We start from the raw sequence: 19,503 nt of genomic DNA, 5'->3' as shown, positions 1-19,503 counted from the left end.
CACCGTGCGCCGCATGCCCGGTTGCCGGATCATGGCCCCCATGTCTGCCAAGCCAGCCGGGGAGTCCGTTCTGTCCGAGGAGTCCGCGCCTTCCGGGGCGCCCATGTCATCCGTTCCGTCCGTGCCGTCCGAGCGGGCGCTGCCCATTCGGCTCACCCTTGACGACAGCGACTCGCCCTCGGACGTCATCGACGCGCTCTTCCTCGGCCGTTTCACCACCGGCGAGCAGCCGCACTCGCACAGCACGACCCTCGACCGGGTGAAGCCCGACGCGACGCTGCTGCCGGCCGGGGCGACGGTGCTGCGCGCCGCCAAGGACGACGACCGCGCCGCGGTGCTCGCCGAGGGCGAGGGCTGGACACTGCTGATCTCGCGGTGGAACCGGGGCGCGGACGTCACCGTCACCGCGACGGAGCCCGAGTTGGCGGAGCGGATCCTCAAGGAGGCGACGGACGGGGCGAAGGACGAGCCCGAGCCGCAGCCCGAGAACGTCACGATGGGCTTCTGGTACGTGTCACCCCGGCGCGGCCCGCACCGGACGACCCGGCAGATCAGCGCCGGTACCTGGGACGAGGTCCGGCCCAACTACACGGCGCCGGTGGCCGATGCGATGGACCGGCTGATGAAGGTCACCCCGGACGACATCGCGGGGCGGCTGCTGCTGCTCCACGGCCCGCCGGGGACCGGCAAGACGTCCGCGCTGCGCACGCTGGCGCGGTCGTGGCGGGACTGGTGCCAGGTGGACTGCGTCCTGGACCCGGAGCGGCTCTTCAACGACGTCGGCTATCTGATGGACATCGCGATCGGCGAGGACGAGGGCTCGGCGAAGGGGCGGTGGCGGCTGCTGCTCCTGGAGGACTGCGACGAGCTGATCCGCGGCGAGGCGAAGCACACGGCGGGGCAGGCGCTGTCCCGGCTCCTGAACCTCACGGACGGGCTGCTCGGGCAGGGCCGTAACGTCCTCGTCGGCGTCACGACCAACGAGGACCTGGAGCGGCTCCACCCGGCGGTGGTCCGCCCCGGCCGGTGCCTGGCCCGGATCGAGGTGGGCGGTCTGACGCGGGCGGAGGCGGTGGGGTGGCTGGGCACGGAGTCGGGCGTGGGGCGCGAGGGCGCGACGCTGGCGGAGCTGTACGCGCTGCGTCGCGGGACCCAGGCCCCCGGACTCCCGGAGCCCAGGACCCCGGACGCGGGGCTGTACCTCTAGGGGGCACGGGGTGAACGACCCCGGAACGGGCACCGCTCGTCGTGGCGTTGTGCCCACCCTCCCCCAGACTCCGTCCGGGGGGACCCCCACCGCCCTGCGGAACGATTGCCCACAACGGGGGGCGGTGGATGGAGTCAGCTTCCGTACGCCGCCCGCAGCGCGTCCGACACCGCCGCCGTCGCCGCTTCGCGGCTGAGGCCCAGGCGTTTCGCCTCCGTCGCGTACGTCGCCGCCGCGGTCGCCGCCAGGCGGGCCGCCGCGTCGCCCGCCGCCGCGACGAACGTGCCGAGGCGGCCGCGCGTCTCGATCACGCCGTCCGCCTCCAGCGACTTGTACGCCTTGGCGACCGTGTTCGCCGCCAGGCCGAGGTCCTCCGCCAGGCCCCGTACCGTCGGGAGCTTGTAGCCCACCGGCAGCGCCCCCGAGCGGGCGCGTTCCGCGATCTGGGCGCGGAGTTGTTCGTACGGGGCGGTCGAGGAAGCCGTGTCCACGGTGATTCGCAATGTCACGGCCCCGATTCTCCCCCCGTCCCCGCCGAAAATGGGAGGCGGCCGCGCCACTCCCCCACATAGCGTGCGGGACCATGACTGTGATCGTCCGTGACGTACGCCCCGAGGACGCCGAACACTTCGCCCTCGTCCGGCGCGCCGCGCTCCCCTACATGCTCGCCAGCGGCGCCCAGGTCGCCTTCGACTGGACGCACGCCCATCCCGACGCGCACGCGCGGCCCCTCGTCGCCGAGATCGACGGGGAGATCGTCGGCACGTCCCAGCTCCGCATCGCGCACGACGCGCCCGAGCCGGGTGTGGGCTCGGTCAACGTCTACGTCCACCCGGAGAAGCGGGGACTCGGCGCCGGCACGCTGCTGCTGCGGGCCTCCGAGGAGCACCTCGCGGAGCAGGGGGCGACCAGGCTCTACAGCTGGGTGCTGGACGAATCGGAGTTCCGCGCCTTCGCCGAACGGCACGGGTACGAGGCCCGCCGTCCCGCGCACTTCCTCCGCCTCGATCTGACGACGGCCGAGCTGCCGCCGCTCCAGGAGCCGCCCGCCGGTGTCGAACTGCGCGCGGCCGCCGAGTTCGCCGCCGATCCCCGGCCGCTGTTCCTGCTGGACGCGCTGACCACGGCCGACGAGCCCGGCGACGTCGGTGCCGAGCTGACGGACTACGAGCACTGGCTGGCGACCACCTGGCGGCATCCGCTGTTCGATGCCGAGCTGACCACGGTCGCGGTGGTCGACGGCCGGCCCGTCGCGTTCAGTGCCGCCCAGACCGACGGCCGGGGGCGGTACAGCACCGGCATGACCGGCACCGACCCGGCGTTCCGGGGGCGGGGGCTGGCCAAGCTCGCCAAGAACGACGCCCTGCACCGGGCCCGCGCGGCGGGCTGTACGGAGGCGTTCACCGGGAACGACGCCGGGAACGGGCCGATGCTGGCGATCAACAAGTGGTTCGGTTACGAGATCTGCGCGACGGAGGTGCGTCATGTCCGGGCGCTCGGTTGAGGCCGACGTCGAGGTCGTGCTCGTCAAAGCCGGGCGGACCAAGATCCGGTACCCCGCCCGGCTCCTCGCCAACGACGGCACCCGGCTCACCGTACGCGCCCCCTGGGCCGCCGAGGGCGTCCGGGACTTCGGATTCGTACGGTTCGAGCCGGGTGACGTCTTCGTGGAGCACTACTGGCGCGACCGCTGGTACGCGGTCAAGGAGGTTCGCTCCTCGGACGGGTCGCTCAAGGGCTGGTACTGCGACATCACCCGACCGGCCGCCGTCGACGGATCCGGTTCCACCATCGTGGTCGAGGACCTGGACCTGGATCTGTGGGTGTCGGCGGACGGCAGCGAGGTGCTGCGGCTCGACGAGGACGAGTTCGCGGCGAGCGGCCTGGCCGCCGCCGATCCGGAGGCGGCGGCCCGCGCCGTCGAGGCCCTCGACGAGCTCGAACGCCTCGGCCGTGAGGGGCTTGTCCGGCTTCTCGACGTCAGCGACGTCAGCGACGTCAGCCGAGGATGACGTCCGACTCCTCCAGCGCGAGGAAGCCCGGCGTCGGCACGCCCAGCGGGCCCGAGGGCGTCAGCTGCAACAGCGTGGCCTTCACCCGGGCCGCGCCGGCCTTGTAGGCGGGCTCCTTCACGACGCCCGAGTTGGACCAGTCGTGGACCTGGCCGTCGCAGACGGCGCGGGTCCCGCCGATCCCGATGGAACGGTCCGCCTGGACGAGCGTGCTGCTGACGAAGACCGGGCCCGCGCTGTCGTCGAGGCAGCTGTACGTGCCGGAGAGGGTGACCGTGCCGTCGGCGGCTACGGTTCCGTACGCGTCGACGGAGAGGCTGTCGGCGGAGACGGGGGCCGCATGGGCGGCGGTGGCGGTGGCGGCGAGGAGTGCGCCTGCGGCGAGGGCGAGACGGACGCGCATCAGGGGAATCCCTTCGGGGTGGGGGGTGTGGTTCGCCCGCCAGGGATATCGGATCAGGCCAGCCAATGACCGAAACTCACCCTATCGGGGGCGAGTTGAGGCGCTTGCGGTAGTGCATACGATCGTACGGTCCGTCCGCCCGGCGCTCGACGAGCTCATAGCCGTACCGCTCGTACAGCTTCTGGTTCTCCCACATCATCGCGTTCGTGAGCAGCCGTACCTCGGCCAGACCGAGCTCCCGCGCCCGCGCGTCCACCCAGTCGAGGAGCGCCCGGCCGAGGCCGGTGCCCTGGGCGTCCGGGTGGACGGCGACGGTGTCCAGATAGAGGTGGTCGGCCTCGGGGATCACCACCACGAGACCGACCACCGGGTCGCCTGCGACGAACACCCTCCCCGCCGCCACGTTCGCCCCGTGGTCGGCCTCCATCGGGGACGGCACGAGGCCGATCCGTTCGATGTAGTGGGTGAAGGCCGCGTCGATCACGGCCTTCACCGCCGGCACGTCGGACGGGAGAGCAGGGCGGATGTCGTGCGTCATGCCGACACGTTACGGCGGCGGACGATCACCTTCTTCAGCAGGGGCCAGGCCAGCAGGAGTACGACCACGGCGTAGACGGTCACCGAGAAGGGGGTGTTGACCAGGCCCGTCAGCGAGCCGTCGCTGATCTGCAGGGCGCGGCGCAGCTGCTGTTCGGCGGCCGGGCCGAGGATGACGCCGATGACGGCGGGCAGGACGGGGAGTCCGTACCGCCGCATGCCGAACCCGATCAGGCCGATGACCAGCAGGATCACCAGGTCGAGCGCCTCCCCGCCGACCGCGTACGCGCCGACGGCGGCGAAGAACAGGATGCCGGCGTAGAGGTACGGGCGCGGGATGCGCAGCAGCTTGGCCCAGAGGGGCGCGAGCGGCAGGTTGAGCGCGAGCAGGAGCACCATGCCGACGAAGAGCGAGGCGATCAGGCCCCAGACCAGGTCGGGTTCGCGTTCGAAGAGCAGCGGTCCGGGCTGGATGCCGTACTGCTGGAAGGCGGCGAGCATGACGGCGGCGACGGCGGTCGTCGGCAGGCCCAGGGTGAGCATGGAGACGAGCGTGCCGGCGGCGGAGGCCGAGGCGGCGGACTCGGGTCCGGCGACGCCTTCGATGGCGCCCTTGCCGAACTGGTCCTTGTGCTTGGAGAGCCGCTTCTCGGTGACGTACGAGAGGAAGGTCGGGATCTCCGCGCCGCCGGCCGGGATCGCGCCGAACGGGAAGCCGATGACGGGGCCGCGCAGCCAGGACTTCCAGGTGCGCTTCACGTCGTCCTTGCCGAGCCAAGGCCGTCCGACGGGGATGGCCTCGCCCGACGTACGGCGCAGATGGGCGGCGACCCAGAGGGCCTCGCCGATGGCGAAGAGGCCGACCGCGACGATCACGACGTCGATGCCGTCGGCGAGCTGGAGCGAGCCGAAGGTGAGGCGCTGCTGGCCGGTCATCTGGTCGAGGCCGACCAGGCCGAGGGTGAGGCCGATGAGGAGCGAGGCGAGGCCGCGGATCCGGGAGGAGCCGAGGACGGAGGTCACCGCGATGAACGCGAGGACCATGATCGCGAAGTAGTCGGGCGCGCCGATGTCGACGGCGAGCGCGGCGACGGTCGGGGCGAGCGCGACGAGCAGCAGGGTGCCGATCATGCCGCCGGTGAAGTGGCCTATCGCGGCCGCCGCGAGCGCCTGCGCGCCGCGGCCGGCCTTGGCCATGGGGTTGCCCTCCATGGCGGCGACGACGGCCGCGCTCTCACCGGGGGTGTTGAGCAGGATCGAGGTGGTGGAGCCGCCGAACATGGCTCCGTAGTAGATGCCGGCGAACATGATGAAGGCACCGGTCGGTTCGAGTCCGTACGTCACCGGGAGCAGCAGGGCGACCGCCATGGCGGGGCCGATGCCGGGCAGGACGCCGATCGCGGTGCCGAGGAGCACGCCGATGGCGGCCCACAGCAGGTTCATCGGGGTGAGGGCCGTACCGAAGCCGTCGATCAGGGAGTTGAGTGAGTCCATGGGTCAGAGCACTCCCATCAGCGGGCCGCCGGGCAGCGGAACGCCGAGCAGGTTGTTGAAGACGACATAGGTGAGGAGCGAGAGTCCGGCGGCGATCAGCGGATCGCGGTGGAGGTGGCGGCTGCCGAGGGCGTAGGCCGCGCCCCAGAAGAGCAGGGCTCCGGAGACGGGGAAGCCGACCGGGCCGATGAGGACGGCGAAGGCGAGGAAGACCCCGGCCAGGAGCAGGACCGTACGCCAGTCACCGGGCTCGGAGAGGTCGACGTCCTCGCCGCCCTCGGACTCGCCCCGGCCGCCGCGCAGCACGTCGATCGCGAGGAGGACGGCGACGACGAGCAGGCCGGTGCCGACGACGAGGGGGACGGTCTTGGGGCCGACGGGGCCGCGCTGGGCGATGTCGACGGTCATGGTGAGGGCGTCGGTGAGGACGAGGACGCCGATGAGGAAGAGGAGGACGCTGACGCCGAGCTCGGAGTGCTCGCGCAGCCAGGAAGCGCGACGCTCGTCGGTGGCCGGGGGTCGTTCGTCGGTGGTCGTGGTCACAGTCCCAGCTCCTTCAGCACGGAGGCGACCTGCTTGTCCTGTGCGGCGAGGAAGGTGCCGAACTCCTCGCCGGGCAGGAAGGCGTCGTTCCAGCCGTTCTTCTTCAGCGACTCGCGCCACTGCGGGGAGTCGTGCAGCTCCGTGACGAGGCCGACGAGCTTGTCGCGCTCGGCGTCGGAGAGACCGGGCGGGGCGACGATCCCGCGCCAGTTGATGAACTCGGTGTCGAGTCCGGCCTCGCGCAGGGTGGGGGCGTCCAGGTCGGGGACGCGTTCGGGGCCGGTGACGGCGAGCAGGCGCAGCTCGCCGGACTCGATCTGGTCGAGGTACTCGCCGACGCCCGAGACGCCGAAGGCGACCTTGTCGCCGAGGATGGAGGCGAGGAGTTCGCCGCCGCCGTCGAAGGGGATGTAGTTGACGCTCTTCGGCGCGATGCCGGCGGCCTGGGCCATCAGCATCGGGGCGAGGTGGTCGGGACCGCCGGGCGAGGAGCCGCCGCCGACGGGCAGCTTGCCGGGGTTCGCCTTCCAGGCGGTGAGCAGGTCCTGGATGGTCTTGTACGGGGAGTTCTTGCCGACCACGACGATGTCGGGCTCCATGGTGAGCCGGGCGATCGGGGTGGTGTCGGCGAGGGTCTTCGGGGTCTTGTTGGTGTGGACGGCGCCGACGACGCCGAGGCCCATGGACATGGCGACCTTGCCGTTGCCTTGCTCGCCGACGAGCCGGGTCAGGCCGACGGTGCCGCCGGCCCCGGGCAGGTTGAAGACCTCGATGTCGGTGGTCAGGCCGGCGTCCTCGGCGTTCTTCGCCGCCGTACGGGCGGTGATGTCGTAGCCGCCGCCGGGTGTGTTGGGGACCATGAACCGCAGTCCGGGGATCTGGGTGCCGGTGTCGGAGCCGCTGCCGGCGGAGAGCAGGGGCGGCCCCACCAACACCAGCAGCGCGGCCCCGAGCAGGGCGAGGGGGGTGCGCAGACGCACGTGTGCCGCCTCTCGATAGATGTGTGAAGTGGCCCACATGTTGCCCGCGCGTTAAGAACCTGTCTCTCTTCCGCAATCAACGGACGTTGTGGTCCTTGTGGTCGCGACCTAGCGTGTCGGCGTGACAAAGGTGCTGGTGGTCGACGACGACTTCATGGTCGCGAAGCTGCACAGCCGTTATGTGTCGACTGTGGACGGTTTCTCCGTCGTCGGGGTCGCACACAGCGGCGGCGAGGCACTGCGCCTCGCCGAGCGGCTGCGCCCCGATCTCGTCCTGCTCGACATCTACCTGCCGGACATGGACGGCATCTCCGTCCTGCGCGAGCTGCGCGGTTCCGGTCTCGCGATGGACGCCCTGTTCATCACGGCGGCGCGGGACGCGGGCATGATCCGCTCGGCGCTGCGGGCGGGGGCACTGCACTATCTGATCAAGCCGTTCAACCAGGCCGCGCTGCAGGAGCAGCTGCGGCACGTGGCCTCGCTGCGGAGCCGTCTGGACGAGCTGGACGAGGCGCGCCAGGAGGACGTGGACCTGATCTTCGGCACCCGCCCGCCGGGCTCGCGCGAGCTCCCGAAGGGCCTCGCCGCCCACACGGCGGACCTGGTGGACGGCATCCTGCGGGCCCACCCGGAGGGCCTGTCGGCGACGGAGTGCGCGGAGGCGGGCTCCCTGTCCCGCGTCAGCGCGCGCCGCTACCTGGAGTACTTCGGGGAGACGGGCCGCGTGGAGATCACGCTCCGCTACGGAGGGACGGGCCGCCCGGAGCGGCGCTACCGACGGCTGGGCTGACGGCGGAGCCTGCGCTTCCCGAGCAGTCGGCCCTGTTCCTCCTGGAGCCGGGCGAAGCCGTCGCGGGCGTGGGCGTGTATCGCCCCGGCGGGGAACACGACCACGGAGAGGTGGTCGGTGAAATCGCCCCGCTCCCAGCGGGCGGCGGTGATCTCGAAGCCGGCGACGTGCGACGTCACGCATGGCGCGGTTGTCGGGCAGGAAGACGGTGGTGGCCCAGAGCCGCCACTCGGTCTCCTCCTCCTCGGTCGGCGGGGTCCCGCCCCGGAAGGGCGACTTCCCGTCGGGCCGGGAGTTACCGGCTCAGGAACTCCTCGAACATGCGCGAGTTCGTGCTGGCGGGTGCATACAACGGTCCGTGGAAATCAGCCAGTTGACGGTTCACGCGGGCAAGTCGCTCCTGCCGCTGGGCCAGTCGGAGCCCGTTGAGGTACGTGACGAGGTAGCCGGCGAAGCCAGGACGATGGTGAGGACCGCTGTGCCCATGATCCGGATGCCAGTTCGGGGCGGGGTCCGGGGCGCTCGCCTTGAGTGCCGCTTAGCGGCTCCTTAAAGAGACCATAAGGATCGCCGTCACGCCCTCCCTGCAGCCGATTTCGCGGATTCCGGCGGCTAGCTTGCTGAGCAACCCCCACGCACGTCCCCCCTCGAAGGAGTTGTTCACCATGACCGCTCGCCGTACCGCGTCCGCCGTCCTCGCTCTCGGTGTCGCGCCGATCGCGTTCGCCGGGCTCGCCGCCGCGCCCGCCGTGGCGCACGGGTCGATGACGGATCCGGTCAGCCGGGTGTCCGCCTGTTATACGGAGGGGCCGGAGAGCCCGAAATCGGCGGCGTGCAAAGCGGCCATGGCGGCGAGCGGGGCGCAGGCGTTCTACGACTGGAACGCGGTGAACATCGCCAACGCCGCCGGGAAGCACCGCGACCTGATCCCGGACGGCAAGCTGTGCAGCGCCGGCAACGACAAGTACCGCGGTCTCGACCTGGCCCGCGGCGACTGGCCCGCCAGCACGCTCGCCGCCGGGAAGCACACCTTCCGCTACAAGGGGACCGCCCCGCACCGGGGTTCGTTCGAGCTGTACGTGACGAAGGACGGCTACGACCCCTCGAAGCCGCTGAAGTGGTCGGACCTGGAGCCGAAGCCGTTCGCGACGGTGACCGACCCGCGGATGGAGAACGGCGACTACGTCTTCGACGGGACGATCCCGAACAAGTCCGGCCGCCACCTGATCTACTCGATCTGGCAGCGCTCCGACTCCCCCGAGGCGTTCTACACCTGCTCCGACGTCGTGTTCGGCAAGGACTCCGCCGGTACGCCGGCCCCGACCGCGTCCGCGCCGACCGACGAGGAGATCAAGGACGGGGAGGACAAGTCCACCGTCGAGCAGGGCGGGCACGGCGACGACCACGCCGAGACCGGCGCGGAGGCGACGGCCGCGGCGCCGGAGACCTCCGGGCAGACGACGAAGGAACCCGCCGCCTCCCAGTCGGCCGCCACCACCGCCCCCGACGCGCCCGCCGCCGCGGGCGCCGACGCGGGCGCCGACGCGGGCGAGCGGCTCGCCGAGACCGGGGGCGACGCCACCACCTCGTACCTCGTGATGGGTGGCGCCGCGATCCTGGCGCTCGGCGCTGCGGTGTTCTTCGGGGCGACCCGGCGCGGCCGCCGCGGAGCGGTGCGCTAGCCGACCACGGACGCGCAGGTGGTCGGGGTCGCGTGGGCCGGGTCGAGGGCGTTGGTCACCTCGTGGAACGTCACCCGGTCCACGGTCCCGATCGCCACGTGCTCCGAGAGGTCCAGGGCGCACTTGTCCTGGATGACGACGTTGGTGACGTTGGGGCCGTCGAGGAACCCCGAGCGGTAGGGGGTGACGACCTCGTCGTACTTGGTCGTGATGACCGTGTACGTGACCCCCGGGACCGTGTCCCCGCCCTCGTTGAGCTTGGTGATGAACGGGGAGCCGGCGATCTGGTCGGCGAGACCCGGGGTGTTGTCGGTGACGAAGTCCTCGACGCCGGGGAAGTACGGCAGCAGCTTGGTGAGGCCGAGGAGGGTCGTGCCGTGGTTGTCGGGGGCGATCCCGACGAGCGCGTTGACCTTCTCGGCACCGCCGAGGAACTTCAGGTAGTAGCGCGGCATCATGCCGCCCTGCGAGTGCCCGACGAGGTCGGCCTCGGGGGCTCCGGTGGCCGCGAGGACCTTGTCCACGTAGGCGTCGAGCTGTTCGGCCGACTTGTCGATGGGGCCGAGCCCGTGGAAGAAGGGCACGTTGGGCAGCTGGCCGTAGTCGAGCGAGAAGACGCAGTAGCCCCGGTTGACGAGGTACGGCGCGAGTCCCAGCCAGTTGTCGACGGAGTTCCCGAAGGTTCCGTGGACCAGCACGACCGGGCGCGGGTGCGCGGCCGAGGGCTTGCAGGAGAAGTCGTTCCAGCCCCGGCTGACAGCGGCGGCCTGGGTGGGGGCGGCCTGGGTGGGGGCGGCCTGGGCCGAGGCGGTGGGGGCGAGGGTCGCGGCGGCGGTCAGCAGCAGGACCGAGAACGTTCTGAGCGCGTGTTTCCAGGGCAGCATCGTGCGATCTCCTTGCGGCTCAAGGGAAATCAGAAACGAACGACGGCAGTTAGCCCTGCGGCCCGGACCACAAGTGGGGATGCTCTGCTTCCAGCCAAGCTACGCACGAGTAGCCTCGACTGGGAAGTTACGCGTCGGTAAAAACTGACTTCTCGTCAACACGCAGTACGCGTAGACCATTTGGGGCCGCCCCCGCGCACGGCGGGGGCGGCCTCAAGGGGGATCGACGGCGGCCGGAGGGTGCCGCGCGGTGAGCGGCGCGTCGGGTCAGGCCAGCGCCGCCGGGCGGACGGCCTTCGGGCCGAAGCGGCGGCGGGCCCGGTCGGCGGCGGCCTCGGCCGCGCGGGCGCGGGCGTCGCCGGGGTCGAGGGAGAGCTGACGGTAGGCGCTGTCGGCGGGCAGCAGGTCGTCGGCGCGGAGCGCGAACGCCCGGACGCGGGCCCGCTGGAGCCCCAGGGCGGTCAGCAGTCCGAGCGCTGTCGCGGCGAGGGCCGGCGAGTGGCCGGTGGGTTCCGGCAGGGCGCGCGTACGGGTGCTGGAGCTGCGGTCGGCGTACCGGACGGTGAGGGTGAGCCGGCCCGCGGTCTGGCCTTCGCCGCGCAGGCGCTGGCCGATCCGGTCGGCGAGCCCCAGGACCGCCCGGTGCTGCTGCGCCGGGTCGAGGCAGTCCCGGTCCAGGACGAGGTCGGCGCTCAGGTGCGCGGCGGGCTCCGACGGGGTGACCGGTCGGGGGTCGTGGCCGCGGGCGCGCTCGGCGAGGAGCCGGGCGGGGCCGGCTCCGAGGAGTCGCTGCAAGGTCGCCGAGGGCAGCTCGACGACCTGGCCGATGGTGTGGAGCCCGTACTGGTGGAGGGTGTCGGCCGTGGCGCGCCCGATCCCGGGCAGCGCGGTGACCGGCCGGGGGTAGAGCCATTCCTCGGCCTCCTCGGCGCGGACCCAGGTGGTCTCGCCGGGCGCGGAGGCGTCGGCGGCCATGGCGGCGAGCATGCGGTTGTTCGCGAGCCCGGCGCTGCTGTCGATGTCGTAGAGCGCCTTCAGCCGGAGCTTCGCCAGCTGGACGACGTCGTAAGGGGACAGGTCGAAGTAGCGGAGCGCCGACGTCAGGTCCAGCTGGACGGCCTGCGGCGGGAGGGCCTGCACGTGAGGCGTGATTCCGGACACCAGTTCGATTAGATCGTCGTACTGGGCCTCGGTGAGTGCCGCGTGGAGATGGAGGTGGGCGATATGCCGTCGGCGTGTCGTCATCCCGCGCTCCCGGGGCTCGTGTAGCCGAACTTCTTCAGGTCGGCCGAGCGGCTGCCGGCCGGCTGCAGGTCGGCGTACGGATGCAGGCGCGCGCCGGTGGTGCCGTTGACCAGGACGCGGTGCGGCTGGGCGGGCGCCGGGTGCCGCCGGTCCGTGCCGGGCTGGGCGGGTGTCGGCTGCGGGCGGTCGGCGCCGAGGAGGGCGAGCGCGGCCTCGGGGCCCCGGTCGCGGCGGGCCGCGGCGATCTCGTCCAGGTCCCAGGCCATGGTGCCGACGATCGTGCGGCGGGTACCGCGCACCTGGACCGTGCCGCGCACGAGCAGCAGTCCGCTGTGGAACACGGTGTGCGCGCAGGCCGGGTGGGAGTCCTCGAAGAAGGCCAGGTCGACCAGGCCGGAGCCGTCCTCCAGGGTGACGAAGATGATCCGCTTGCCGCTGGCGATCGGCGGGGTCTGGGTGGAGGCCCGTACCCCGGCGACGAGGACCTGCTGACCCGCCCGCATCCCGGCCAGATGGGCCGCGTCGATCGCGCCGATCTCGCGCAGCAGCCGGTGGTGGTGCTCCATCAGGTGCTTGGAGACGTCGATGCCGAGGGTGTTCAGCTCGGCGCTCAGGGCCTCGCGCCCGGTCATCTCCGGCAGACCGCTCGGCTCCGCCCCGCCCACGGCGCCCGCGTCCAGGGGCAGTTGACCCTTGGCCGCCGAGCGGGTGCGGGACTGCCGATGGAGTTCGGCGATCTGCAGCAGCAGGTCGCGCCGGGTGAGGCGGCCGTCGTGGAGGGAGGTCAGGGCGCCGATCTCGGCGAGGCGTTCGGCGACCGGCCGGCTGGGGCGGGCCCGCTGCCAGAAGTCCGACAGCGATCCGTAGGGCTGCCCCTGCTCGATCCGCGCGCACTCGTCCTCGCTGATGCCGTGCACGGCGGACAGGGCGAGCCGTACGCCCCACTGGTCTCCGTCGGTCTTCTCCACGGTGTGCTCCACCCGGGAGTCGTTGACGTCGACCTGGAGGATCGGCACACCACGGCGGCGGGCGTCGGAGACGAGGACGCGCTTGGGCCACATACCGGGGTCGTGTTCGAGGAGACCGGCGAGCAGGAACGCCGGATAGTGCGCCTTGAGCCAGGCGCTCTGCAGCGCCGGTACGGCGAAGGCGACCGCGTGCGCCCGGCAGAAGCCGTACGCGCCGAAGGCCTCGACCGTCTTCCAGACCTGCTCGCGCACCTCCGGGCTGTATCCCCGGGCGGAGGCGAGACGGTGGAACCACTCCTCGACCCGGGGCAGCCGCGCCTTGTCGCCGAGCGCCCGCCGGGCGACCTCGGCCAGCGCCCGGTCGCAGCCGGTCAGCACCGACAGCGTCTCGATGATCTGCTCGTGCCAGATGGTCACGCCGTAGGTGTCGGCGAGCACCGGCTCCAGGTCGGGATGGGCGTACGTGGGTGTGCCGCCGTGCCGTGCGGCGATGTACCGCTCGGGCATGCCGCCGGCGACCGGCCCGGGGCGGAAGAGGCTGATGTCGGCGATGACGTCCTGCGGGTCGCGGGGCTGCAGCCGGGACAGCAGGTCCTGCTGACCGGGCGATTCGAGCTGGAACAGGCCGAGGGTCTGGCTCTCCTGGATGAGCTTGAACGCGAAGACGTCGTCGAGCGGCACCTGCGCGGGGTCGTCCAGGTCGATGTGGTTGCCGGTGGTCCGTTCGATCTCGGCGACCGCGTGGGTCATCGAGGAGAGCATCCGGACGCCGAGGACGTCCAGCTTGATGTTGCCCAGCGCCTCGATCTCCTCCTTCGCCGCCATCGCCATCGGGTAGTCGCCCTGCGGGGTCGGCTGGACCGGCAGCCGGTCCAGGAGCGTCGCGTCGCTGATGACCACGCCGCAGGGGTGCATGGCCATGCCGTGGACCAGGGAGTCGAGCCCTTCGGCCAGCTCCCACAGCGGCCCGTACCGGTGCGCCTCGGCCGCGAGGCCCCGTAGCTCGGGCAGTTCGGCGAGGGCGCCGGTGATGTCGGAGGCCCGCAGGTGCGGGAAGCTCTTGGCGATCCGGTCGACGTCCGCAGGCGTGATGCCGAGGGCGAGGCCGGTGTCGCGCAGGGCGCGGCGGGCCCGGTAGGTCTCGGGCATGGCGGTGACCGCGACCCGTTCCTTGCCGAACCGGTCGAAGATCGTGTCGTAGCACTCGAGCCGTCGGGCGGACTCCACGTCGATGTCGATGTCGGGCAGCGACTTGCGGCGCACGCTGAGGAAGCGTTCGAACAGCAGGTGGTGGTCGAGCGGGTTGGCGGTGGCGATGCCCAGCGCGTGGCAGACCATCGATCCGGCGCCCGAGCCGCGGGCCGCGACCCGGATGCCCTTCTCCCGGATGTCGGCCACGACCTGGCCGACGGCGAGGAAGTACGAGTCGTAGTTCATGTGGGAGATCACCGCGAGCTCGTCGTCAAGCCGGTCGAGCGCGGCGCGGTCCCGGTCCAGGCCGCGCCGGACCAGGCCCGCCTCGCTCCGCGCGCGCAGCAGCCGGGCCGCGCCGTCCGCGCCGGGGTCGGCACCGAGCACGCCCGGCTCGGGGAAGTGCGGCGTGCCGAGCCCCAGGTCGGCGGCGGGGTCGACGGTGCAGGCGGCCGCCGTGGCGGCGGTGTCGGCGAGCAGCCGGCGGGCCCGCGCGGGGTTCGCGCCCGCGCACTCGGCGATCAGCCGCGCGACGCTCGTCATCCTGCCCTCGTCCTTGAGCCAGCGCTGCCCGCCGTCCAGACGGCGCCGGTCGATCGGCCGCAGCAGCCGCGCGGAGTCCAGGACGTCGGCGAGCCGGTGCTGCTCCGGGTCGGCGTAGCGCACGGCGTTGGAGAGCACGGCGGTGGTACGGGTGCGGTCGGCGAGGGCCAGCGTGCGGGCGGCCAGCCGGATCGATCCGGGCCCGGTGCCGGTCGGCCCGTGCCCGACGGCCTCCAGCCGGAGTCCGGTGCCGAACAGCTCCTGCCAGGGGGCGAGCAGCTTGACCGCGACGTCCTCGCGGCCCGCCGCCAGGGCCCGTACCGGCTCCGAGAGCGGTCCGAGCAGCACGGTCAGGCCGGGGCCGCCGTACGTGCGCAGCGCCTCCCACGGCACCACCGGCGCCGTACCGGAACCGGAGACGGAACCGGACACGGCACGGGCACCGGACACGGCACGGGCACCGGACACGGCACGGGCACCGGACACGGCACGGGCACCGGAATCGTCACCGGTGCCGGCGTGGGCGGCCGACGTGATGCGGCACAGCCGCGCCCAGCCCGCCCGGTCCTGGGCGAGCAGCGTGAACCGCAGCGGCGGCTCGACCACGTGCGCGCCCCCGCGGGCGGGGGTACGGCGCCGCTGGGCCGGCGGCGGGGGCGCGAGGGCCTCCACGGCCAGGTCGACGCCGAAGACCGGCCGGACACCGTTCTTGTCACAGGCCCGCGCGAACCGCACGAGGCCGGTGACGGTGTCCCGGTCGGTGAGCGCGAGGGCGGGCACGCCCCGCTCGGCGGCCCGCCGGACGAGGTGCTCGGGGTGGGCGGCGCCGTAGCGGACGGAGTAACCGGACGCGACGTGCAGATGGGCGAAGCCCGTCATGCCGCACCTCCATCACTCCACCCCTTTTCGACGATTCACCCGATATGCTCATCGTACGCCCGTTCGATTACTGTACTCCCTCATGAGCCCCGGCCAGTGCCTAGATTCGAACACATCAGCGATTCCCGGGCGAGAGGCTCGACACGTCTCATCCGTTCGGCCCCATACCGCCTGCGCGAACACCCCCCTCCCCGGAGCGTGGGGGCATGACCCTCGTCGATGAACTGAAGAGTGCCGTCACCCCCCGCGCCGCCCTGCTCGTCGTCGGCGTCTTCGCCCTCCAGCTGCTGTTCATCACCTCGTACGTCGGGGCGCTCCACAACCCGAAGCCGACGGACGTCCCGTTCGGCGTGGTCGCACCCCCACAGGTCTCCGCCCAGCTCGTCGGCAGGCTGGACCAGCTCCCCGGCGGACCGCTCGACCCCCGGGCCGTCACCGACGAGGCCGAGGCCCGGCAGCAGATCCTGAACCGGGACATCGACGGCGCCCTGCTGGTGAACCCGGCCGGGACCACCGACACCCTGCTCGTCGCCTCCGGCGGCGGCACCGTGCTCGCCTCCGCCCTGGACACCCTCTTCACCCGGGTCGAGGGCGCCGACCGACGGACCGTCAGGACCGTCGACGTGGCCCCCGCCTCCCCGCAGGACTTCGACGGCCTCTCCGCCTTCTACCTGGTCGTCGGCTGGTGCGTCGGCGGCTACATCTGCGCCGCGATCCTCGCCATCAGCTCCGGTGCCCGCCCGGCGAACCGGGAACGCGCGATCATCCGGCTCGGCGCCCTCGCGCTCTACGCGATCCTCGGTGGCCTCGGCGGCGCGGTCATCGTCGGCCCGATCCTGGGCGCCCTGCCCGGCAGCATCGCGGCCCTGTGGGGCCTGGGCGCCCTGGTCGTCTTCGCGGTCGGCGCCGCCACCCTCGCGCTGCAGTCGGTCTTCGGCATCGTGGGCATCGGCCTGGCGATCCTGCTGATCGTGGTGGCAGGCAACCCGAGCGCCGGCGGCGCGTTCCCGCTGCCGATGCTGCCGCCGTTCTGGAAGGCGATCGGCCCGGCCCTGCCACCGGGCGCCGGCACCTGGGTCGCCCGTTCGATCGCGTACTTCAAGGGCAACGACGTCACCGCCTCGCTCCTGATCCTCTCCGCCTGGGCGGTCGTCGGGACCGTCGTCACGCTGGTGATGTCCTCGCTGAAGCCCAAGCCGGGCACCGAGCCGATCGCCGAGGAGCTCGGCGCGGCGGGCGGGGCCGCCGCGTGAACCTCCACGGCACGAGGCCGCCCCGCGCTCTCTCACGCGGGGCGGCCTCCGTCAGGAAGGCCGCCTGGTCGACGCCCTCCCTGTGAGGCCGGGATCCCCCACCCTTCCCGGCAGCAGGATCAGGACGGCGGCGGCAGGTAGCCGGGCGAGCGGGCGCCCTTGAGGCAGTTCATGGTCCGCTCATGGCTGTCGCCGACCGTGTCCACGACCCGCAGCCGGACGTAGAAGGCGTCCACCTCGTCCACGAAGCGCCGCGAGAACGCCCCCATCACGGCGGTCTCGTACGTCCCCGTGCCCACCAGCGGGAAGTGCCCGAAGGTCGGGATCTGGAAGTCCTCGCCCGCGACCAGACCGGCCCCGGTCAGGGTCGCCGCGGCCCCCGCGACATCCGTCCACGGCGTCGACGCCGAGTCATCCCCCGCCAGGACGACCCGGCAGTCGTACCGCTCGATCACCGCCGTGTACTGCCCGCCGTTGTAGACCCCGGCCCGCCACTCGACGGCACTCCCGCGCAGCCGGCCCGTCGTCCAGTCGCTCTTCCAGCCCAGATACGGCCGTACGGTACGGGCATACTGCGCCCGCGCGAGGACGGCGGCCGCCGCGACCGCGAGCAGGCTGCCGAGCGGCTCCATGTCGAGCAACTGCAGCCGCCACGGCCAGTCGGTCCTGGCCTCCTCGGTCATGTTGGCGCGGACGATCTCCCAGCCCAGGACGGCGGTGAGCAGGCAGAGCAGCACGATCGGCGCCGTGTAGAGCAGCGGGCTGCGCCGGACCCGGCGCTGGGCGTCGGATTCGGGTATCGGGCCACCGGGCTGGACGGTCACAGACTTCTCCCCACCACGAGTCCACGCGTCAGGTCCCCCGGCCACGACGCGGCCGGGGGACCTGACATCTGTTCAGATCATCATGGTGCTACGGAGAGTGGTCCCGCGCCTAGTAGACGCTGACCCCGTACGCGCTCAGCGCCTCGGTGACCGGCTGGAAGAACGTCGTACCGCCGGAGGAGCAGTTGCCGCTGCCGCCGGAGGTGAGGCCGATCGCGCGGCTGCCGGAGTAGAGCGGGCCGCCGGAGTCGCCGGGCTCGGCACAGACGTTGGTGCGGATCATGCCGTACACGATGTCGCCGCCCCCGTAGTTGACGGTGGCGTTGAGGCCGGTCACCGAACCGCTGTGGGTGCCGGTGGTGGAGCCGCGACGGGTGACCGACATGCCGACGGTGGCGTTGGCGGCGCTCGTGATGTCCACGCTGCCGACCGTGCCGGACTTGGTGACGGTGGTGTTCGTGTACCGGACGATGCCGTAGTCGTTGGTCGGGAAGCTGGATCCCGACGTGGAGCCGAGAACGGTCGTGCGGCCCGAGTTGGAGTACCAGGTGCCCGCGCCGTCGGTGCAGTGCCCGGCGGTCAGGAAGTAGTAGTTGCCCGCGCTGTCACGGACGTTGAAGCCGAGCGAGCAGCGCCAACTGGAGGCGTAGATGGCGTCGCCACCGGAGATCAGCTTGTTGAACTTTCCGGGGGTGCGCTCGACCCGGATCGCCCCGGCGTTGCCGCCGGCCTCGCGCCTGATCTCGGCGATCTCCGCCTGGGACACGGTGGAGTCGGCGGTGACGACAAGGGTGTTGGTGGCCTTGTCGACATGCCAGGCGGTACCGGCCACGTCGGCGGTCAGGACGGCGTCAGCCGCGGCGGACAGCTGCGACGCACTGAAGGTCTGCGCCGTGTCGGCGTTCGCGGCGGGGACCGCGACGGCCGCGGCGGCGGCCAGGCCGGTGGCGATGGCGAGCAGTCGGACGGTTCTCGTGGGGGTGGTGCGCTTGATCCTCACTTCGCGTTCCTCCAAGAGGGGAATCGGGGGTCCTTCGTGGGGTGTCGGACCGTGAGGCGCGGCCAGGGGCCGGCGCTGTGGGGGAGTCTCGGGCCGCCCGGCCGACCGCCGCAAGGGCGCCTTTCGGCCGTTCGACACTCAACTACCGTGCTGCACAAGAGGTTTGCCGAAGGCTCAGTAGAGGCTGACCTTGTACTTGGCGAGGGCCTCGGGCACCGGCTGGTAGAAGGTCGTGCCGCCGGTGGAGCAGTTGCCGCTGCCGCCGGAGGTGAGACCGAGGGCCTTGGTGCCGTCGTAGAGCGCGCCACCGGAGTCGCCCGGCTCGGCGCAGACGTTGGTCTGGATCATGCCTCGCACGGTGCCACCGCCGGAGTAGTGGACCGTGACGTTCAGGCCGGTGACGGTGCCGCTGCGGGTACCGGTCGTGGAGCCGGAGCGCTTGACGGACTCGCCGATGTAGGCATCGGCGGCGGTGAAGCCGCCGGGGTGGGCGAGCGAGGTGTTGTCGTAGCGGACCAGCGCGTAGTCGTTGCCGGGGAAGCTGGAGCCGACGGTGGGGCCGATCAGCGTCGACTGGGCCGAGTTGGCGTACCAGGTCTTGGCCACGTTGCCGCAGTGGCCGGCGGTGAGGAAGTAGTACGTGCCGCCGCTGACGACGTTGAAGCCGAGCGAACAGCGGTAGCCGCTGCCGTAGATGGCGTCTCCGGCTCCGAGCAGTGGCGTGAATACGCCAGAGGTGCGCTCGACCTCGAGGGCTCCGGCGTCGGCGCCCGCGGTCCGGCGGATCGCGGCGATCTCGGCGTCGGAGACGGTGGAGTCGGCGGTGACGACGACCCGGCCGGAGGCCCGGTCGACGTACCAGGCCGTGCCGCCGATGTCGGCCTTCAGAACGGCGGCGTCGGCGCGGGCGAGTTGGGCTGCGCCGGCCGGTCCGGGGACCGGGGCCGCGTGGGCGCCGGGCAGGGCGAGGGCGGTGGCCGCTGCCAGGCCCGCCGCGACGGCGAGCAGTCGGATGCGCTTGATCCTCGCAGGTCTCACTGACTCTCCTCGTGGGAAAAGCGGAGGGGC

General features: G+C 72.2%; 19 protein-coding genes. 6 read left to right on the top strand and 13 right to left on the bottom strand.

Features of this window, described 5'->3' with window-relative positions; all coding sequences use genetic code 11:
• Window positions 1-103 precede the first annotated feature (103 nt).
• The gene (locus tag Q5762_RS33635; RefSeq protein ID WP_315896094.1) at window positions 104-1,207 is read left to right on the top strand and encodes a DUF5925 domain-containing protein; all 1,104 of its coding nucleotides are present in this window, start codon (window positions 104-106) and stop codon (window positions 1,205-1,207) included.
• A gap of 134 nt (window positions 1,208-1,341) precedes the next feature.
• Here Q5762_RS33635 and Q5762_RS33630 read toward each other — a convergent pair whose 3' ends face one another.
• Window positions 1,342-1,716, bottom strand: coding sequence for a GntR family transcriptional regulator (locus Q5762_RS33630; RefSeq protein WP_315896092.1), 375 nt, complete (start codon window positions 1,714-1,716; stop codon window positions 1,342-1,344).
• 74 nt (window positions 1,717-1,790) lie between these two features.
• Between Q5762_RS33630 and Q5762_RS33625 the strand changes: the two genes are divergently transcribed.
• Window positions 1,791-2,711 carry a GNAT family N-acetyltransferase gene (locus Q5762_RS33625; protein WP_315896091.1) on the top strand — a complete coding sequence of 307 codons (921 nt, stop codon included), beginning with the start codon at window positions 1,791-1,793 and terminating at the stop codon, window positions 2,709-2,711.
• Window positions 2,692-3,219 carry a DUF402 domain-containing protein gene (locus tag Q5762_RS33620; protein ID WP_315896090.1) on the top strand — a complete coding sequence of 176 codons (528 nt, stop codon included), beginning with the start codon at window positions 2,692-2,694 and terminating at the stop codon, window positions 3,217-3,219. Before Q5762_RS33625 ends, Q5762_RS33620 begins: the two co-directional genes overlap by 20 nt.
• Here the strand turns inward: Q5762_RS33620 and Q5762_RS33615 are convergent.
• From Q5762_RS33615 to Q5762_RS33595, 5 genes are all read right to left on the bottom strand, one after another.
• Window positions 3,206-3,622 carry a DUF6299 family protein gene (locus Q5762_RS33615; RefSeq protein WP_315896089.1) on the bottom strand — a complete coding sequence of 139 codons (417 nt, stop codon included), beginning with the start codon at window positions 3,620-3,622 and terminating at the stop codon, window positions 3,206-3,208. The genes Q5762_RS33620 and Q5762_RS33615 overlap by 14 nt on opposite strands.
• 76 nt (window positions 3,623-3,698) lie before the next feature.
• Entirely contained in the window at window positions 3,699-4,160 is a 462-nt protein-coding gene (locus tag Q5762_RS33610) for a GNAT family N-acetyltransferase (RefSeq protein ID WP_315896088.1), read from the bottom strand.
• A complete protein-coding gene (locus Q5762_RS33605) occupies window positions 4,157-5,653 on the bottom strand; it encodes a tripartite tricarboxylate transporter permease (RefSeq protein WP_315896087.1) in 1,497 nt (498 codons plus the stop codon). Before Q5762_RS33605 ends, Q5762_RS33610 begins: the two co-directional genes overlap by 4 nt.
• 3 nt (window positions 5,654-5,656) lie before the next feature.
• Window positions 5,657-6,196, bottom strand: a complete 540-nt coding sequence (locus Q5762_RS33600) for a tripartite tricarboxylate transporter TctB family protein (RefSeq protein ID WP_315896086.1) — start codon at window positions 6,194-6,196, stop codon at window positions 5,657-5,659.
• Window positions 6,193-7,176: a tripartite tricarboxylate transporter substrate binding protein gene (locus Q5762_RS33595; RefSeq protein WP_315896085.1), complete on the bottom strand. Its 984-nt coding sequence runs from the start codon at window positions 7,174-7,176 to the stop codon at window positions 6,193-6,195. The genes Q5762_RS33600 and Q5762_RS33595 overlap by 4 nt, the downstream gene beginning before the upstream one ends.
• A gap of 121 nt (window positions 7,177-7,297) precedes the next feature.
• Here Q5762_RS33595 and Q5762_RS33590 point away from each other — a divergent pair, with 121 nt between their 5' ends.
• Window positions 7,298-7,966 carry a response regulator gene (locus Q5762_RS33590; protein WP_315896084.1) on the top strand — a complete coding sequence of 223 codons (669 nt, stop codon included), beginning with the start codon at window positions 7,298-7,300 and terminating at the stop codon, window positions 7,964-7,966.
• On the opposite strand, the gene Q5762_RS33585 is transcribed toward Q5762_RS33590, so the two are convergent.
• Window positions 7,948-8,145, bottom strand: coding sequence for a hypothetical protein (locus Q5762_RS33585; protein ID WP_315896083.1), 198 nt, complete (start codon window positions 8,143-8,145; stop codon window positions 7,948-7,950). The two genes, Q5762_RS33590 and Q5762_RS33585, sit on opposite strands and share 19 nt — an antisense overlap.
• Window positions 8,146-8,631: 486 nt before the next feature.
• Between Q5762_RS33585 and Q5762_RS33580 the strand changes: the two genes are divergently transcribed.
• Window positions 8,632-9,648 (top strand): lytic polysaccharide monooxygenase, encoded by a 1,017-nt coding sequence (locus tag Q5762_RS33580; RefSeq protein WP_315896082.1) that lies wholly within the window; start codon window positions 8,632-8,634, stop codon window positions 9,646-9,648.
• Here Q5762_RS33580 and Q5762_RS33575 read toward each other — a convergent pair.
• The 3 genes from Q5762_RS33575 to Q5762_RS33565 all read right to left on the bottom strand — a co-directional run bounded on the left by Q5762_RS33575 (window position 9,645) and on the right by Q5762_RS33565 (window position 15,358).
• A complete protein-coding gene (locus tag Q5762_RS33575) occupies window positions 9,645-10,532 on the bottom strand; it encodes an alpha/beta fold hydrolase (protein WP_315896081.1) in 888 nt (295 codons plus the stop codon). The two genes, Q5762_RS33580 and Q5762_RS33575, sit on opposite strands and share 4 nt — an antisense overlap.
• A gap of 267 nt (window positions 10,533-10,799) precedes the next feature.
• Complete coding sequence (locus Q5762_RS33570; RefSeq protein WP_315896080.1) at window positions 10,800-11,777, bottom strand: DNA polymerase thumb domain-containing protein; 978 nt, start codon at window positions 11,775-11,777, stop codon at window positions 10,800-10,802.
• Entirely contained in the window at window positions 11,774-15,358 is a 3,585-nt protein-coding gene (locus Q5762_RS33565; protein ID WP_315896079.1) for a DNA polymerase III subunit alpha, read from the bottom strand. Before Q5762_RS33565 ends, Q5762_RS33570 begins: the two co-directional genes overlap by 4 nt.
• A gap of 206 nt (window positions 15,359-15,564) precedes the next feature.
• On the opposite strand from Q5762_RS33565, the gene Q5762_RS33560 reads away from it, so the two are divergent.
• Entirely contained in the window at window positions 15,565-16,611 is a 1,047-nt protein-coding gene (locus Q5762_RS33560; RefSeq protein ID WP_315896078.1) for a DUF3533 domain-containing protein, read from the top strand.
• 119 nt (window positions 16,612-16,730) lie between these two features.
• Here the strand turns inward: Q5762_RS33560 and Q5762_RS33555 are convergent, their stop codons facing one another.
• From Q5762_RS33555 to Q5762_RS33545, 3 genes are all read right to left on the bottom strand, one after another.
• Window positions 16,731-17,435 (bottom strand): hypothetical protein, encoded by a 705-nt coding sequence (locus tag Q5762_RS33555; protein ID WP_315896077.1) that lies wholly within the window; start codon window positions 17,433-17,435, stop codon window positions 16,731-16,733.
• A gap of 109 nt (window positions 17,436-17,544) precedes the next feature.
• The gene (locus tag Q5762_RS33550; protein ID WP_315896076.1) at window positions 17,545-18,435 is read right to left on the bottom strand and encodes a S1 family peptidase; all 891 of its coding nucleotides are present in this window, start codon (window positions 18,433-18,435) and stop codon (window positions 17,545-17,547) included.
• Between the two features lie 174 nt (window positions 18,436-18,609).
• Window positions 18,610-19,473, bottom strand: a complete 864-nt coding sequence (locus tag Q5762_RS33545) for a S1 family peptidase (protein ID WP_315896075.1) — start codon at window positions 19,471-19,473, stop codon at window positions 18,610-18,612.
• Window positions 19,474-19,503: the final 30 nt, after the last annotated feature.

The organism is Streptomyces sp. P9(2023) (assembly GCF_032436795.1).
In the GTDB taxonomy this organism is placed as follows: Bacteria; Actinomycetota; Actinomycetes; order Streptomycetales; family Streptomycetaceae; genus Streptomyces.
Note: the sequence above shows the minus strand (reverse complement) of the source record. Positions and strands in the feature narration are given on the sequence as shown.